This window comes from Oceanivirga miroungae (assembly GCF_902505095.1).
GTDB lineage: Bacteria > Fusobacteriota > Fusobacteriia > Fusobacteriales > Leptotrichiaceae > Oceanivirga > Oceanivirga miroungae.
The window spans coordinates 393824-412034 of sequence record NZ_CABWIB010000001.1; the positions used below are offsets into that span (position 1 = coordinate 393824).

The 18211-nt window shown below is 26.8% G+C and carries 15 protein-coding genes and 1 other RNA gene; 13 read left to right on the plus strand and 3 right to left on the minus strand.

Annotation, left to right across the window (positions count from 1 at the left end; genetic code table 11):
• The first annotated feature begins 87 nt into the window (after positions 1–87).
• Positions 88–4170 carry a translocation/assembly module TamB domain-containing protein gene (locus OMES3154_RS02010; RefSeq protein WP_156683139.1) on the plus strand — a complete coding sequence of 1361 codons (4083 nt, stop codon included), beginning with the start codon at positions 88–90 and terminating at the stop codon, positions 4168–4170.
• 14 nt (positions 4171–4184) lie between these two features.
• Positions 4185–6335 carry a BamA/OMP85 family outer membrane protein gene (locus tag OMES3154_RS02015; protein WP_156683140.1) on the plus strand — a complete coding sequence of 717 codons (2151 nt, stop codon included), beginning with the start codon at positions 4185–4187 and terminating at the stop codon, positions 6333–6335.
• Between the two features lie 21 nt (positions 6336–6356).
• Here the strand turns inward: OMES3154_RS02015 and OMES3154_RS02020 are convergent, their stop codons facing one another.
• A complete protein-coding gene (locus tag OMES3154_RS02020; protein WP_156683141.1) occupies positions 6357–7037 on the minus strand; it encodes a DUF4299 family protein in 681 nt (226 codons plus the stop codon).
• A 91-nt stretch (positions 7038–7128) separates the two neighbouring features.
• Between OMES3154_RS02020 and OMES3154_RS02025 the strand changes: the two genes are divergently transcribed.
• Genes OMES3154_RS02025 through OMES3154_RS02070 form a run of 10 tightly spaced genes read left to right on the plus strand, consistent with a single transcriptional unit; the run spans position 7129 to position 15913 of the window.
• The gene (locus OMES3154_RS02025; protein WP_156683142.1) at positions 7129–8079 is read left to right on the plus strand and encodes a hypothetical protein; all 951 of its coding nucleotides are present in this window, start codon (positions 7129–7131) and stop codon (positions 8077–8079) included.
• Positions 8076–8885: a MurR/RpiR family transcriptional regulator gene (locus OMES3154_RS02030; RefSeq protein WP_156683143.1), complete on the plus strand. Its 810-nt coding sequence runs from the start codon at positions 8076–8078 to the stop codon at positions 8883–8885. Before OMES3154_RS02025 ends, OMES3154_RS02030 begins: the two co-directional genes overlap by 4 nt.
• Before the next feature lie 19 nt (positions 8886–8904).
• The gene (locus OMES3154_RS02035; protein WP_156683144.1) at positions 8905–9600 is read left to right on the plus strand and encodes an N-acetylmannosamine-6-phosphate 2-epimerase; all 696 of its coding nucleotides are present in this window, start codon (positions 8905–8907) and stop codon (positions 9598–9600) included.
• A complete protein-coding gene (locus OMES3154_RS02040; RefSeq protein WP_231679249.1) occupies positions 9600–10454 on the plus strand; it encodes an ROK family protein in 855 nt (284 codons plus the stop codon). The genes OMES3154_RS02035 and OMES3154_RS02040 overlap by 1 nt, the downstream gene beginning before the upstream one ends.
• 1 nt (position 10455) lies before the next feature.
• Positions 10456–11388, plus strand: a complete 933-nt coding sequence (locus OMES3154_RS02045) for a dihydrodipicolinate synthase family protein (protein WP_156683146.1) — start codon at positions 10456–10458, stop codon at positions 11386–11388.
• 45 nt (positions 11389–11433) lie between these two features.
• Positions 11434–12765 carry an ABC transporter substrate-binding protein gene (locus tag OMES3154_RS02050; RefSeq protein ID WP_156683147.1) on the plus strand — a complete coding sequence of 444 codons (1332 nt, stop codon included), beginning with the start codon at positions 11434–11436 and terminating at the stop codon, positions 12763–12765.
• A 57-nt stretch (positions 12766–12822) separates the two neighbouring features.
• Positions 12823–13713 carry a carbohydrate ABC transporter permease gene (locus OMES3154_RS02055; protein WP_156683148.1) on the plus strand — a complete coding sequence of 297 codons (891 nt, stop codon included), beginning with the start codon at positions 12823–12825 and terminating at the stop codon, positions 13711–13713.
• 12 nt (positions 13714–13725) lie between these two features.
• A complete protein-coding gene (locus OMES3154_RS02060; RefSeq protein WP_156683149.1) occupies positions 13726–14559 on the plus strand; it encodes a carbohydrate ABC transporter permease in 834 nt (277 codons plus the stop codon).
• Positions 14556–14810: a hypothetical protein gene (locus tag OMES3154_RS02065; protein WP_156683150.1), complete on the plus strand. Its 255-nt coding sequence runs from the start codon at positions 14556–14558 to the stop codon at positions 14808–14810. Before OMES3154_RS02060 ends, OMES3154_RS02065 begins: the two co-directional genes overlap by 4 nt.
• Before the next feature lie 17 nt (positions 14811–14827).
• On the plus strand, positions 14828–15913 hold the full coding sequence (locus tag OMES3154_RS02070; protein WP_156683151.1) for an ABC transporter ATP-binding protein: 1086 nt from the start codon (positions 14828–14830) through the stop codon (positions 15911–15913).
• Positions 15914–16053: 140 nt separating this feature from the next.
• Here the strand turns inward: OMES3154_RS02070 and OMES3154_RS02075 are convergent, their stop codons facing one another.
• Positions 16054–17151 carry a chloride channel protein gene (locus OMES3154_RS02075; RefSeq protein WP_197271463.1) on the minus strand — a complete coding sequence of 366 codons (1098 nt, stop codon included), beginning with the start codon at positions 17149–17151 and terminating at the stop codon, positions 16054–16056.
• Positions 17152–17186: 35 nt separating this feature from the next.
• Positions 17187–17756: a LemA family protein gene (locus tag OMES3154_RS02080; RefSeq protein WP_156683153.1), complete on the minus strand. Its 570-nt coding sequence runs from the start codon at positions 17754–17756 to the stop codon at positions 17187–17189.
• Positions 17757–17873: 117 nt separating this feature from the next.
• Here OMES3154_RS02080 and ssrA point away from each other — a divergent pair.
• Positions 17874–18206: a transfer-messenger RNA gene (gene ssrA, locus OMES3154_RS02085) on the plus strand.
• Positions 18207–18211 lie beyond the last annotated feature (5 nt).

Below are 18211 nucleotides of genomic sequence, written 5' to 3' on the forward strand. Positions count from 1 at the left end.
TAAATTAATTAAGCTGTGATATTTTAAAGTATCACATCTTTTTTTTAGCTTGACATTATGATATAATTAAATAAAAAAGGAAAAAATATGAAAAAACTAAGATATATAATATTAATGTTATTAGTTACAATTTTTTCTATGTTATCATTCATAATTTTATCTAATCTTACATTAATTGTTAACTATGTTTTTAAAGATATAGTGAAAGCAAATATAAGTGTTGGAAATATCGAGTTAAAAGGATTTAAGGTCATAGGGAAAAATGTAATAGTAAATACACTTGATAATAAGCCCGTGGCTAAAATTGAGAATGTAAGTTTTAAAATAAATCCACTTGCTATAACAAAATTAAAAAATATTAAAATTAATAGTGGATTTGTTTTAGTGTCTATGGATAAAAACAATATTTTAAATGTTGAAAAAATTTTTAAAGATTTTGAAAACAGTAAACTAAGTCCAAAGGTATATACAACCAGCATTTCTAAAATTGAATTAGAAAATATAGATGTTAGATATGAAACTCATGAATTTAATGACTTAATAGAATTAGATGCATATAATGTAAATGGATACATGGATATATCAAAAGTAAAAGATTTTTTTATTGATGTTAATGGTAAAGTAAAATCTCCTACAAATGAAAAAGATGGCTGGGTTAGATATAAGTATGATAAATTGAAAGATGTCATTAGTATAGAAATGAAGGATATATCAGCTAAAAAAGAAATAGCTCAGTTTTCTGAAACAGATCTTTTTTATGCAGATGACTATACTGCAAGCGGACATATAGATTTAAGCTTTGCTGGTAAAAAATTATTAGGCTCAAATATAGAATTAAATGGTTATGCAAATAATTTAAAATACATTGACTACGATGAAAAAATAAAAAAAGTCTATTTTGATATGAAAATGAAAGATGAAAAAGTAAATTTAAATGCAAAGTCTAAAATAGATGGTAAAAATGTAGAATTTGATTTGGATCTTGTACTAGATAAAAGTCTTGATGTTAAGTTAAATTTAGAAGATATGTCGTATAAAAAAATGAAAAAATTTGATTTGATAAAAAAATACGATATTGATTTAGAATCTAATATAAATTTTGATGGTAAATTTAGCTTTGATATAATAAAGCAAGATGAGGTTAATCTAAAAGATCTTAGTATAAAATTAGATACCAAAAAATTAAAATATAAGGATTATGAAATAAAAAATATATTTGCTGATATAAATAGCAATAAGCAAAATATAAAAGCAAAATTAGAAACTAATGTAAAAGGCTATGATATAAATAGTGATATATATGTAGAATCTAATTTAAATTTACTAAATAAAAAAGGGAATGCTAAAGTTTTAATAGAAAATAATATAGATATAGAAAAATTAAAAAAATTAAATATAGACTTTGAATTTAAAGGTCTAGATGATATAAAAGCAAAATTATATAATAAGTATATTTTAACAGATATAAAATATGATTTAGTTAAAGATGTTAATTATTTAAATATTAATTTAAAAGACGGGGAAAATAACTTAAGTATAATTGGTAATACAGATAATTTATCATATTTACATGATTATAAAATTAAAGCTAATTATGATAAATATAATGTAGACTTAGAATTAAGTGGTCAAAAATATGAGTTTAACTTAAAACCAACAATTAAGATTTCAAAATTTTCAAGAGACGATCTTTATTTATATAATACTACAATAAAAGGAAATATAAGTAATATTTTAAGTGATGATATAGAAGTTAAAATGAATGCAAATATATCAGAGCTTTGGTATAAATATCAAAGATTAAAAGATGTTAATTTAGATATATTATACAGAGATAACTTATTAAAATTAAATAATATAAAAAATGATAAATTAGCTGCTAATCTTTCGTATGATATAAAAAATGAAAAATTAGATTTAGATTTAAAATTACTAGACTATATGCTATATACAACAAATAAAAATATAGATGCAAACCTTTTAATAAGTAATTTAAGTCTAAAAGCAAAAGGAAAATTAAATGACCTTGTAGTAGAATCTAGATTAGATAAAAGTGATTTGAGTATAAATGATAAGCACATAGCTGATTTAGAATATGATATAAATACAATAGAAAATGATATTGTAATGAATACAAAACTAAATGATAAGAAATTTTTTAAACTAGAGTATTTAAAAGATAGCAAGGATGTAAAATTAGATTTAAATTTAGAAGAAGATTTAAAAAACTTTTTAAAAATAGATGATGCTTCTGCTAAAATAAAGTTAAACTCAAAACTTGAAGGTAAAAAAGACAGTTTAAAAGGGAATATAGATTTATCTATTAAGGATATAATTTATAAAGAATATAAAATTCCAAATATAAAACTAAATACAGATATATCAAACGTAAATGTGTTTTCAAATGAATTAAATGGAATAGTTAATATCAAGGAATTTAGTTCATATAATGAAAATGAGAACGATAAAATATTTTCTCTCAAAGAAAAAATTGATCTTTCTAATTTAGATGTAGATATTAAACTAGAGAAAAGAAGCTTTGATTTATCAAATGTATCAGAAAGATTATCGGGTAAAATAGAAGCAAGTGGAATTTTTAAATTAGATAAAAATGAAATGTATGGTAATATCAGTTTAGACTCTAAACAAATAAAAATTGAAGATAATAAATTTACCAATTTAATTTTCTTAGCACAAATGGATAAAAATGGGTTTGATATAGGACAAGGATATATAGAGTATCAAAAAAATCCTCTTTTAGTAGATGGGTATATGTTATTTAAACCATTTACATATAATATAAGAATGATAGCACAGGATTTTAATTTAGATTTCTTGAAATTTAATAAAAAAATTAGTGAATCAGGAGGTATTGCTAATATAAATGCAAGTTTTGAACCAAGTAGGTTTAAAGGAGATATTAAGGTTGAAAACTTTTTACTAAAAACTAAGGATTTAGATATAAAAAATACTAATATAGATGTCTTGCTTTTAAATAGACTGGTTAATATAGACAGACTTACATCTAATATAAATGGTGGAAATTTTAGTTTAGTAGGTCAGGTTGAAGTGCCAAAAATGGATAAAAACTCAATAACAAATAAGAAACTAAACTTAGATAATATAAATTTAAGAATGACAACAAATAATGTTGATTTAAAATATGCTAAAAATAATGCTGTATTGAGTTCAATAATTGATTTTAAAAAAAATTTAATAAGTGGTGCTATTGATATACATGGTGGAAATATAAATAACATTGATTTTATAAATTCTAATAAAAATTCTAAGACTAAGTCTTATTTTGTTTCATTTATTAAAGAAATATTGTATAATACATTAGAAGATTATGAAACAAAATTAGATATTGATATTGTAAAAGATATTAATATTAATGTACCGAATTATCTTGTTATACAAAAGATAAAAGGTAGTTTAAATGGTAATTTAAAGTTAAATGTTAAAAAATTAAATCCTTATATAATAGGAAAACTTAATCTTGTAAATGGTTCGTATTTATTTAACACTAATTTATTTAACATAGATAGACTTTCTATCGATTTAGATGGTGGGTCTAAATTAAATCCACATATAGATTTAATTTCTAGTACGTTAAAAAATAATGAAAAAATAAATATAACTATTAATTCGAAACTAGAGGATATGAAAATAAAATTATCATCTAGTACAAATAAAACAAGAGAAGAATTAATAAATGAATTAACTTTAAATACTAGTCAAAAGAATTTAGGAAAGGATTTAATAAATTTTGCAACAACAACAGCTGTAAATCAATTAATTAATACCTTTATAAATCCATTAGAAAAGACTCTAGGTCTTACAAAATTAGAATTAAATACAAATAATTTAAGTATACCTAGTTTAGAAGCAAGTAGAATATTTAAAAATATAAATGCAAATCTATTTATACAAGGTAAGATTTATAAAAATCTATACTGGGACTTTAGAACAAGTATTCCTTTTGATACAAGTACAAATCCCATTCATTATGGATTGGGATTATCTTATGAATTAAAAGGAAACCTTAATGCTGTTTTAGGTTTGGATATAGATACTTATCCAAATGGACAAAAAGATGTAGGGGGGTATCTAGGTATAAGCTATAAAAAAGATGCAATGTATTTATCAGAAATTTTTAAAAATAAATAAAAGTGAGGGAAAAAATGAAAAAAAACTTAAAGAAATTAATGATTTTAATGATGCTATCAATAAACTTTGTAGCATATTCAGAAGGACTTGGTGATAATTTACCTAGTACAACTGATTTAAGACTAAATAGAGATACTTTAGTTATAAATAAATTTGAAATTAAAGGAAATAAGAATATAGATTTATCAAAGATACTAAAAAATGAAAATATAAAAAAAGGAGATGCCTTTGATAAAGATAAACTACAAAAACTTATGAATGATATAATATCAACTGGATATTTTGAAACCGTAACTCCAAATGTTAGTGTTGATTCATCTAATAAGAGTGTAAATGTAGAATTAGTATTAGTAGAAAATAAGATAATAAAAAAAGTTAATCTAGAAGGTATAAATTCAGTTAATAAGGATGAACTTTTAAAAAGTATAGGTTTAGTAGAGGGTAGTGTTTTTAACTATAATTATGTAAATCAAGAAACAAGTCCTATTTTATTTGCATTAAGAGAAAGAGGGATTTATTTACCAATTATTTTAAATGCTGATATGAATGAAAAAAATGAGTTAACTATAATTGTATCAGAAGGGAAAATATCAAAGATCGAATTTATTAAACAAGGAGATAAAAAAGATAATATAAGATTAGATTCTAGTGATTTTAAATTAAAAACAAAAGACTTTGTATTGGAAAGAAACTTGGAGTTAAAAGTAGGAGATCCATTAACTATAATAGCTTTAAAAAATACTGCGGAAAATTTATTAAGAACAGGTTATTTTGAAACAGTAGAACCAAGAATAGAAATAGATCCATTAAATCCAGAAAATAGAATTGTTGTATTTGTAATTAGTGAAAGAAGAACTGCTTCTATATATGGTAATGGAAGTTACTCTACATCAACTGGATTCGTTGCTTCACTTTCATTAAAAGATGAAAACTTCTTAGGAGGACATCAAAGTGCTAGTATATCAGGGTCAGTTGGGACAACTGGAAGTTTAGATTTTAGAATATCATACATGAATCCATGGATAAGAGGAACAAATAACATACTAGCTGGTGGAGATTTATACTTCAAAAGAAATAGTGTGTCTAAAAAGAATTTAAGAGAAAATATAGCATATGATAGAACGAGTCAAATAAATGGAGTATTAGCAGAATATGTAGCAGCTAAATATAGAGATGAATTTGGATTTTCTGGAACAATAGGGAAAAGAATATATAGAAATCTGTATCTTGATGTAAATCCAGGTATAAATTATGAATATTCAAAAACAGTAGGAGGATTACAGTTAAGTAGTTCACTAAGAGGTTATACTAATGTAAATCTTACATACAATACTATAGACAATCCATATGCTCCAAGAAAAGGAAGTCGTGTTAGACTTTCTGCTGAAGGTGTTCAAATTTTTAAAGATTCAAGTATAAGTGCCACAGGTGTAAACGAAATAAAAAATGAACTATTTAATAAACAAAAAAGTATTTACAGCGGATTATCAGATTCTGATAAGAAAAGATACTTCAAAGACTACAGTAGCACTGGAAGTAATAGTGATATATATAAATTAAGTCTAACAACTGCTGGTGAAGAATACATGTCAGATCAATTAAAAAACTATGGGGAAGAATTTAAAAAGAAGGTTGAAGAATTCAGAGCTAAAAATGAAAACTTTGTAAACAAACCAAGATTCTTTGCTAAATTTGAATTTGATTTTGTAAACTACATACCTATAGTTGACAAGGTAAACTCTTTAGCAACTAGAATATTTATAGGTAAATCAACATTAGGAGCAGATAAGACAAGCTTATTCTCTGTTAAAGGGAACGGAACGTTCTTAAGAGGATTTGATACAGGAGATGTGACAAACTTTTTAATGGCTTCAACTGTTGAAAATAGATTTTATTTAAATAAATACTTAGAAGGTGTAGTATTTATGGATACTGGATTATATGCAAATCAAATAGGTGGAACACCAGAAGGTTATGCTAAATTTGAAAAAATAGCAGATGTATTTAAAAATGCAAAAGATAATTTAAGAATATCAATAGGTGCTGGAGTTAGAGTAAATACGCCGATTGGAATGTTAAGATTAGATTATGGTGTACCAGTATTAAATAATACTGAGTTAGAAGGAAGAGGAAAGATAGAGTTTGGATTATCTGAAAGCTTCTAAAAATAAGGGGTAGAATTAATTCTACCCTTTTAAATTAAATTTACTTTTTATTACTACATGATTTGAATCTATAAAACTAAAGTCTTCTTTTTTTAATAAATTTAAAAATTCAGAATATTTGAATATATTTATAGTTTCATATTTATTGTCTATTTTATCCACTATGTTTATATATGAATTTTTGTAATTAGATTCTACTGGAACATATTTTATTAGTGTATCAGTATCCCTATTAACATAATACATGTATATAATTTCTTTATTATCATCATAAAATTGTCTGACATTTGCTTCATAGATATCTATATACTGAACTTGATATACAAGTTTACTAAACTCACTTAGTAAATTAGGATTTTTTAAAAGCTCTTTAATTAGTTCTTTTGATAAATATACAGGTCTATTTATATACTGTATTACTGTATCTTTATCTTGAATGTTTTCTAACTCTTTTTTCAAATCTTTTTCGTAGTCTATATTAACCACACTATATTTATCAATATTTGCAACTATTTTCTTTGCAATTTCAAAGTCATTTTCTGTTGAGAATTTATTAAGCCTAACTAATATTTTATTTGCCTTTTTTTCAACTGTGACTGGCATACTAGATACATTTTCTATTATTACCATATTATCTTTAACTATCATACCATCACTTAGTATATCTTCTATTTTCACATCTTTTTCTATTATTATTTCCAATTTACTTACCCCTTATACTTTTTACTTTAGTATAACATGAAAAGAAATTTTTGCAAAAAAATGAAATTTTTTTCATTTTCAACTTGTCAAAATGAAAAATGAGGGTATAATAGAATTGGTGATGGCAATGTTTATTGAATTTAAAAAGATTTTAGATAATGGTGTATCTGGAGCAATAACAGCGGTATTGGGGGAATATATCCTAGTATATGGTGGCTCAAATTTTGAAAATAAGTATGATAGAAAGGTACACGACGAATACTACATATATGACATGGAATTTAATTTAATAAATCATGGCATAGGGAAAATAAAGCCAGATAACGGGGTTTTAGTTAAAGACGCTGCTAATAAGATATACTATATGTTATCAAATAAGGTTTATGAAATATACCTAGATGGAATTGATTTAGTAGAAAATGAAATTTTAAGTGTAGATGAAAATACATCTATAAGTTTTGGGGTTAAATATGAAAATAGGCTAATATTTGGTAATGACAAGGTATATGAATATGATTTTAGTGAAAAAAGCTTAGTAAGACTTTCTGATTTTATTTCAAGTCCTAGATCACAAGCAGTATATACATTAAGTAATGAACACATCTACTTATTAGGTGGTGCATCAAATGTAGCTTACCTTGAAACATATAGATATGATATTAAAAATAATGTGTGGGAAAAATTAAAAGATTTAGATTTTTCTTTATTAGGAGCAGCATCTATTAAACTAGATGAAAATAATCTACTAATTATGGGTGGATTTGATAAAACTGAGTATGATAAGGCGGTTATTAATTTAAAAGATAAAGGGTATAAGCCAATATACTTTGATAGAACTCGAGATAGTTTTAATTGGAATGATAAAATAATTAAGTACAATCTTTTAAACCAAACATATGAAGTAAAAGAAATATCAAGCTTATCTCGTATATGTGGAGGTGTACTTATTAAAAAAGATGAAAATACATATTATCTTGTTATGGGAGAATTAAAACCTGGATTAAGATCATCTTATGTATATAAATATGAGGTGGTTAAATGAAAATTTTAACAATAATAGATTCATGTTATCCAAATTTAAGTAAGCAAGGTAAAAAAGTAGCGGATTACGTAAAAATAAAAAAGCAGGATATTGCAATTATGAGTTTACAAGAAATTTCAAGAGAAATAAAAGTATCTGAAGCTACAATTACAAGGTTTACAAGAAAATTAGGCTTTCAGGGGTTTACAGATTTCAAATTAGAACTAGCAAGAGAAGATGAAATGTATTTAGAAAAGACTAATGGAAACTATATGGCAAAGATAGCGAATAATATTTCTAATATGGTTAGTGCAACAAAAGATTTAATTGATATAAATGAGCTAAATAAAGCGATAGGGTACATAGAAAATTCAAAAAATATTTTTACCTTCGGTATAGGTGCTAGTGGAATTGCCGCAAAAGAACTTCAAACAAGGTTTTTAAGATTTGGTAAGATTATAATTAGTGAAAGTATAAATCATTTTCAAATCATGTATTCATCGATTTTAAATGAAAAAGATTTAGTAATAGCAATTAGTCTAACAGGGGATACAAAGGATTTAATATACCCAATTGAAATAGCTAAAAAAAATGGATGTAAAGTAATAGCTATAACAAATCATTTATTATCTCCACTTGCAAAATTAGCAGATGCTACACTACTAACAGCAGGAAGAGAAACACCATTAGATGGAGGAAGTTTAGTATCAAAAATATCTCAGTTATATGTAGTTGATTTACTAGCGACAGGATATGCAATGAATAATAAGTGTGAAGCTATAAAATCAAAAGAAAAAATAGCATTATCAATAGCAAAAAGAAAATAAAGTAAAAGGAGGAACTATTTTGACAAAAGAAGAAATACTAAAAAAAATTAAAGGGCAACTAATAGTTTCATGTCAAGCTCTTGAAAATGAACCATTATACTATGACAAAATGTCTTTGATGCCTTTTATGGCAAAAGCTGCAATGCAAGCTGGTGCTAAGGGTATAAGAGCAAATAGTGTAAGAGATATAGAGCAAATAAAAAAAGTTGTTGATTTACCGGTAATAGGAATAATAAAAAAAGACTATGAAGGTGGAGAACAATATATTACAGTTTCAATGAAAGAAATTGATGAATTAGTTAGTATAGGAACAGATATAATTGCATTAGATTGTACACTAAGACCTAGATATGATGGGCTTACAATTAACGAACATGTTAAAAAAATTAAAGAAAAATATCCTGATATTGTACTAATGGCAGATATATCAACATTTGAGGAAGCTAAAAATGCAGAATTGATGGGAATAGATTTTATTGGTACAACATTAAGTGGTTATACACCTTATTCTAAAAAGGTAGAAGGACCAGATTTTGAACTAATTGAAAAGTTAGTTAAAGAGTTAAATACACCTATTATAGCTGAGGGTAGGGTTCATACACCAGAACATGCTAAAAAAATGTTAGAAATAGGTGCATACTGTGTAGTAGTTGGTGGAGCTATAACAAGACCATTAGAAATTGCTACAAGATTTATAAAAGGAATGGGATTATAGTGAGTACATTATGTTTTGACGTAGGTGGAATGAGCATAAAATACGCTAAAATTAAAGACGATACAAGTGAGATAAAAATTGAATCTATACCCACTAGAGTAACAGAAAATGACAACTTCATATTAGCTGATATACTAGATGTTATAGAAAGAAAATTAGATTCTGATATAAAAAAAATAGCTATATCAACAGCAGGAGTCGTAGATAGTAAAAAAGGTGAAATAGTTTTTGCAGGGCCTACAATTCCAAATTATACAGGAACTAAAATAAAAGAGACTATAGAAGCTAAATTTTCAATTCCATGTATTGTTGAAAATGATGTAAATGCTGCTGCATTTGGAGAATATAAATACAATAAATTAAAAGGTGATATATTCTGTATGACAGTAGGAACTGGTGTTGGAGGAGCATTGATAATAAATGATGATATCTACACAGGAAATACGGGAACTGCTGGAGAAATAGGGTATATGCCACTTAATAATAATTATTATCAAAACTTAGCATCAACTACATATCTTCTAGATAGTGTAGAGAAAAAATTAAATACTAGATTGAATGGTTTAGAAATTTTTGAAAGAGCAAAAAATAACGATAAGATTTGTCTAGAAGCTATAGATAATCTTGTAGATAATCTAACAACTGGGATGTTAAATATTATATACATATTAAACCCTAGTGTGATAGTTATAGGAGGCGGAATTACAGCTCAGAAGGAATATCTAGAAAACAAAATATTAAATAGCATTAACAAAAAAATAATAGATAAAAAGTTTAAAACAGAAATTAAACTAGCAAAATTAGCAAATTCTGCCGGTCTTTATGGTATGTTTTATCTTTCAGAAAGGATTTAAGATGAAATACGATTTAGAGAAATTTAAAGGAGTTTTTGTAGCACTTTATTCAGCATATGATGAAGAAGGTAATGTTTGTAGCGAAAGAGCAAAGAAATTAACTCAGTACTACTTAGATAAAGGAGTAAAAGGACTTTATGTAGGTGGAAGTTCAGGTGAAGGTGTACTACAATCAGAAGAAGAAAGAAAGAAAATGTTAGAAGCTGTTATGTCAGTAGCAAAAGGTAAAATGACAATAATAGCACATATTGGAGCTAACTCTACTCCAGAATCAGTAAGATTAGCTAAACATGCAGAAGAAATGGGAGTAGATGCTATATCATCTATACCATGTGTATATTATGGATTTAGTCCAAGAGCAGTTAAAAGACACTGGGATGCTATGATAGATGCAACTGATTTACCATTTATTATCTATCATATTCCGCAAACAACAAGATTTAATTTACCAATTTCTTTATTTACTGAAATGGCACAAAATGAAAAAGTTATTGGAATTAAGTGTTCATCAGAATCAACTTATGAATTAGAAAGATTCAAATTTGTTGGAGATAAAGTAAAAGGACATGACTTTATAGTATTTAATGGTCCAGATGAACAATTTGTTGCTGGAAGAATTATAGGGGCAGACTCAGGTATAGGTGGAACTTATGGTGTAATGCCAGAATTATTCATGAAACTAAATGATCTTATGGATCAAGAAAGAATAAAAGTAGCAAGAAAATTACAAGATGAAGTTAATGATATAATAGCTGACTTATTAAGTGGTCCAAACTTATATGGAGTTGCTAAATACATACTACACTTAAGAGGGGTTGAAACAGGAAATCCACGTGGACCTATGTTACCTGTTGAAACTGACGAAGATAAAAAACTTTGCGAAAGAATTAATAAGAAAATAGAAGAAGTTATAGAAAAATATAAAGATAAATAAAAGCTAATAAAAAAATTTATTAATAAAATTAGGAGGTAAATAATTATGAAAAACAAATTATTTAAATTTATGAGTGTTGCTGCTTTAACTGTTGCAGTTATAGCATGTGGTAACAAGGAAGAAAAAGCTAACAACCAAGAAGCTAAAGCTAACGAAGTTGTTACAATTAAATACTGGGGATTCCCTAACTTTAATGCGGATAGCGAATTTAAAGATTCAGAAGAATTCGATCACGCTTTAATTAAAGCTTTTGAAGAAAAAAACCCAAATATAAAAATAGAATATCAAAAAATTGACTTTACTGATGGACCAGCAAAATTAAATACTGCAATACAAGCAAATTCAGCTCCAGACGTAGTATTTGATGCTCCAGGACGTATCATAGCTTGGGCAAAAGATGGATACTTAGTACCATTTAATAATGTAGATAAATCTCAATTTGCTGATAGCTTAGTTACAGCTTCATCAGTAGATGGTAAATTATACTTAAGACCTTTAGGATCTCAACCATTCTTAATGGCATTCAACAAAAAAATAACTGATAAATTAGGTGTAACAGATATGTTACCATTAAACAAACCAGGAAGAAACTGGACAGTTAAAGAATTTGAAGCTTTATTAACAAAAATTCATAAAAAAGATGCTAGTATAGATCCAGTATTATTCTATACTAAATCACAAGCAGGAGACCAAGGACCAAGAGCATTTGTTTCTAATATAGGTAATGCTTGGATTACAAATAATGAAGTTACTGAATATGCAATAAATACTCCAAGTGCTATAAAAGGATTAACTTGGTTAAAATCTGCATATGATAAAGGTTTAATAGGTAAATCAGTATCAGCTGAAGCTAAAGATGCTCTAGAAGCATTTGCAACAGGTAAAGCTGCAGGAACTATTTTATACTCTGCAGGATTAAAAGCATTAGCTGCTCACCAAAAAGCAATAGCTGATGGTGTAATAGAACCAGTGTTCGTTGCATTCCCTAATGATAGTGGACAAGCTAAATTTGAATTCTTATTAGCAGGTGCTGCTGTATTTGATAATAATGATGAAAAAAGAGCAAAAGCTGCTCAAGAATTCGTAGAATTTGTTACAACTGACCCTGTATGGGGACCAAGAGCATTAAAAGCAACTAAGAACTTCTCACCAGTTAAAGGTGTTACAGGAACTTATGGAAATGATCCTGAAGTTAAATACTTAGAAAGCTTAAGTTCATTCTATGGACCATACTACAACATAATAGATGGATTCCCTCAAATGAGACCATTATGGTTCAACATGGTTCAAGGTGTATTAAATGGACAAATCACTCCAGCTGATGGATTAAATGGATTTGTTAAAGATGCAAACGCAACTATAAAAGACGCTAAATAGTAAAATAAAAAAAAGGAGGGGGTAAATCTCCCTCCTAACTATAAGAAAGGATAAAGTATGAGTACAAAAGCAAAGTTTAAATATAAAAAGATAGATTACAGTGCTTACTTATTCATAGCACCAGCATTACTATTTTTTATGACCTTCGTATTATATCCAATGATTAAAGGAGTTTACTTATCATTATATAAATTCAGAGGAAGAAGTGTAACATTTGTTGGAATGGATCATTATACTGATTTACTAGGAAATGAAGTATTTTTAAAATCAGTTGTAAATACAGTGCTAATAACTGCTATTGCAGTTCCAATAGTAGTTGCATTTTCTATATTTGTTGCAATGAATATATATGAAAAAAATCCAATAACAAGATCATTTTTTAGAGGAGTATTCTATCTTCCAGCAATTTCATCTGTTGTTTCAGTAACAGTTGTATGGAACTGGATATATCACCCTAAATATGGGATATTAAATTACATATTACAAAGCACACATATAATAAGTGAAAATATAGATTGGCTAGGTAATCCAAGAACAGCTATATATGCTATTATAGCAATATTGATTACTACAAGTGTTGGACAACCTATAATATTATATGTAGCTGCTTTAGGAAATGTTCCTAAAGATTTAATAGAAGCTTCAATGATAGATGGAGCAAACGATAGAAGCGTATTTAGACATATAATATGGCCTATGATAAAACCAACAACACTATATATTGTTGTAGTTACTACAATAAACAGTTTCCAAATATTTGCTTTAATTCAATTATTAACAGCAGGTGGACCAAACTATGCTACATCTACTGTAATGTATTTAGTTTATCAAAAAGCAATTGTTGAAAGTAGATTTGGATCTGCTTCTGCTATGGGTGTTGTGTTAGCAATAATAATTGGAATAATTTCATTAGTTCAATTTAAAATATTAGATTTTGATAAGGATTAGGAGGAATAAACAATGAGTGTTAAGAAAAAATCACCAATATCAATAATATTTATGTTAATATTAGTTGCTTTTGCGATATTCTTCTTATTTCCATTTTATTGGATAATAACAGGATCATTTAAAATACAATCAGTTGCAATAAGCATACCGCCTGAATGGTTTCCTAAAACTCCTACATTAGATAACTATAGTGTGTTATTTGAAGGAAATACATTTAGATGGTTTTTCAACTCAGTATTTGTATCAACAGTTACAACAATACTAGTATGTTCTACAGCAGCATTAGCAGGTTATGCATTAGCTAAAAAACAATTTCCTGGTATGTATATTCTATTTACTTTATTTGTTGCAGCTATGGCATTACCAAAACAAGTTATACTAATACCTTTATTAAAATTCATGACTGAATTAGGTTGGGTAGATACTTATAGAGTACTAATTTTACCAGCTGTAGGTTGGCCATTTGGGGTATTTTTAATGAAACAATTTTCACATTCGGTTCCAAAGGAATTATTAGAATCGGCTAAAATAGATGGTTGTGGGGAACTTAGAACATTTTTAAGTATAGTATTACCTATAGTTAAACCAGGAATTGGAGCATTAGCTATCTTTACATTCATAGCTTCTTGGAATGACTACTTCTCACAATTAATTTATACAAATAGTGAGCTTATGAAAACATTACCATTAGGGGTTGCAAGTATGGCTCAACAAGCTGAATTCTCATTAAACTATGGATTATTAATGGCAGGAGCAGCAGTTGCATCATTACCGATGATAATAATATTCTTATCATTCCAAAGTTACTTTACACAAGGTATTACAATGGGAGCAGTTAAAGGATGATATTTTTCTTATGGCTTTATTATGGTAAATTATTTATACTGGGGTCAATAATTGCAACTTATCTATTAAATAGGTTAACAAAAAGACTATATTATGCCCCATTGATTATAAATATGGTAAGTGTTATAATGCTAATGTTCATAGAGAAAAAAGATATGATGTACGCAATATACTTCAATTATTTACCAATAGTAATTACGAGTATAATTATGAATTTAATAGTATATATCTATAGAAAAATAAAAAGATAGGAAAGGAATGGATTAATATGGCAAAAGTAATATTAAAAGGAGTTGAAAAACAATATCCTAATGGATTTAAAGCAGTACATGGAATAGATCTTGAAATAAAAGATGGAGAGTTTATGGTATTTGTAGGTCCATCAGGATGTGCAAAATCAACAACACTTCGTATGATAGCAGGATTAGAGGATATAACTGGAGGAGAAGTTTACATAGGAGATAGATTAGTAAATGATATACCACCAAAAGACAGAGGAATAGCGATGGTATTCCAAAGTTATGCATTATATCCACATATGACAGTATATGAAAATATGGCTTTTGGATTAAAATTAAGAAAAACTCCAAAAGAAGAAATTGATAGAAGAGTTAAAGATGCAGCAGAAAAACTAGAGATAACAGAATTACTAGATAGAAAACCAAAAGAAATGTCTGGAGGACAAAGACAAAGGGTTGCATTAGGACGTGCTATAGTAAGAGAGCCAGAAGTTTTCTTATTTGACGAACCATTATCAAACTTAGATGCAAAATTAAGAGTATCAATGCGTGTTAGAATAACACAATTACATAAAGAGTTAAAAAATACAATGATATATGTAACACATGACCAAGTAGAAGCAATGACAATGGGAGATAGAATTACAGTATTAAAACTTGGAAGAATAATGCAAGTAGATACACCGCTTAATTTATATCATAAACCAGCAAATAAATTCGTTGCAGGATTTATAGGGTCACCTACAATGAACTTAATAGATAGTATGTTAGTAGAAAAAGAAGGCTCTATATATGTAGATATAAATGGAGTAGAAATTAAATTAAGTGAAGAAAAAGCAGAAAAAGTTAAATCATATGTAGGTAAAAAAGTTGTGTTTGGTATAAGACCAGAAGCAATATCAGTAGCAGCTGATGGTGTAGAAGGAGATATATCAGTAGTAGAACAAATGGGAAATGAAGAATATATTTACTTCAAACTAGGAGGACACCAATTTACATGTAGACAAAATGTAGAAGGAATAGTTCATAGAAAAGCAGGATTAGAAAAATTTGCATTTGATACAACAAAATGTCATATATTTGATATAGAAACAGAAGAAAATATTAGTTTATAAGTATTTAAGACCCTAGAGATAGGGTCTTTAAATTTTAATTGACAAAAATATTAAAAAATAATATAATATTAAATGTAAACGGTTTCATAAAGTCAATCCTAATTAATATTTATAAAAAAAATGAGGTGAATCCTCATTTTTTAGTATATAGAATTTTTTCTTGTTATAAAATATATTAATACAGAACTTATTACTGCATAAACTAAGCCATTATACCCAAATACTTCATAAGCTATCATCATAGGAGTTATTAGTGTATTAGTAGAACCTGAAAATACTCCAATATACCCAAGTGATGCAAATAAGTATACTGGTACATTAAATACATTTGAAATTATAACCCCAAGACTTGATCCCATTGCAAATAAAGGAGTTACCTCTCCACCTTGATAAAATAGTGAAAGAGAAAATGATGTTAAGAGTAATTTGAATAAAAAATCTAAATTTAAAATACTTGTTCCGTTATTCTCAAATGATAAACTTATTAAATTAGTACCAAGTCCTGCATATCTACCATCTCTAAAATAGTAAATTATTAAAGCTAATACTATTGATAATAAAAATACTCTTATAATATTTTTAGATAAATACGGTTTTAAAAAACTTGTTAGTTTAGTAAATATAACAGCTGAAATAGAAAATAGTATTGATGCAATTACTGTTACTAAGATTAGTTTTAAAGAAATATTATAGTTTTCTGTTAGCTTAAACTTAAAGTGTGGTAAACCTAGTTTAGCACTTGTAAAACTAGCTATAAAACTAGATAAAATAATTATTGATATATCAGCTATACCTAATTTTTTTTCTCTATTATGAAGTATTTCAATAGGAAATATAATAGCAGCTAATGGAGTTCCAAAAAGTCCACTAAATCCAGCACTCATTCCAGCTAAAATTGCTATATGTTTTTCTAGCTTAAAATACTTATATGTTAAATTAGAAAAGCTAGCCCCAATTTGAACAGCTACCCCTTCACGACCAACACTAGCCCCAAATAAATGAGATAGCCAAGTTGATATTGTAATAAAAGGAATTAGTTTTTTATCTATATCTTCTTCATAATTATACGATGCCTTTACATGTTTCATTCCCTTTTTTAAAATTTTCGCATACTTTTCATATACATAATATACTATAGCTCCAATAAAAGGTAAAAATAGTATTAAATAAATATGATTTTCACGATAACTTGATAAAAATAGAAGCCCTGTTCCAAATATATAGGTAATAATTCCCATAAAAATCCCTAAAAATATTGAAAATAAGATAAACATTAAAATTCTACCTTTACATCGTAGTTTTTATTATCATTTCCTTCTTCAAAAAAGATAGCTTTTCTAAATTTAAATAAGTTATAGAACATTGAATTAGGGAATTTTTCTATAAATATATTTAAATTTCTACAAGTTGCATTATAGTATCTTCTTGAATTTAGTACATCTTCTTCAATTTCACTTAATGAACTTTGAAGTTTTAAAAACTCTTTATCTGCTTTTAAATCAGGATACGACTCACTTAGCATTGATATATGTCTTAGTGCGTTTGTTAGCATATTATCATACTCTTTTATTTTCTCTATATTGTCTATATTAGATAAATCAATGTTAACTAATCTAGATCTAGCCTCTATAACCTTTTCTAGAGTTTCTTTTTCGTGTTTACTGTATCCTTTTACAGTATTAACTAAATTTGGAATTAAATCTAATCTTTTTTGTAAATAAACTTTAATATTGCTCCACGCTTCTTTATTTTGATTATCAAGTGTTACAAAATTATTTTTTATTGAAATTAAAAATATTAGTATAATTACTATCAATACTGATAGCAAAATTAAGTATATCATAACTTTTTCCTCCTGTGTTTTATACCCTAATAATAGCATTTATGCTAGTTTTTTTCAATTATACAAGTAAAATACCGTTGAATAAGTTACAAAAAATTGATATAATGACTTAACTGTGGGAGTGTAAAGGTTTCGACATGATAAGAAGCATTTAATAAGCAGGCAGTAGCGATACTATAAATCTTTTAAAATTTAAACGGAAATAAAAAATTCGCTTTAGCTGCGTAATGCAGCTTCGCTAGAACTATGATGCTATTTAGTAGTCTCTAGCGTCACTTTAAATAGCTAACCTTAGGTAATGCTTATAGCCTATGGGAAATTTAATAAGCTAGTTTATAGACATCTGTTATTCTATTATCTAATAAACGAAAAAGTTAGAATGACTAAGCTTGTAGAAGTTTATTTGGACCCTTATTATGGACACGAGTTCGATTCTCGTCACTTCCACCAAAATA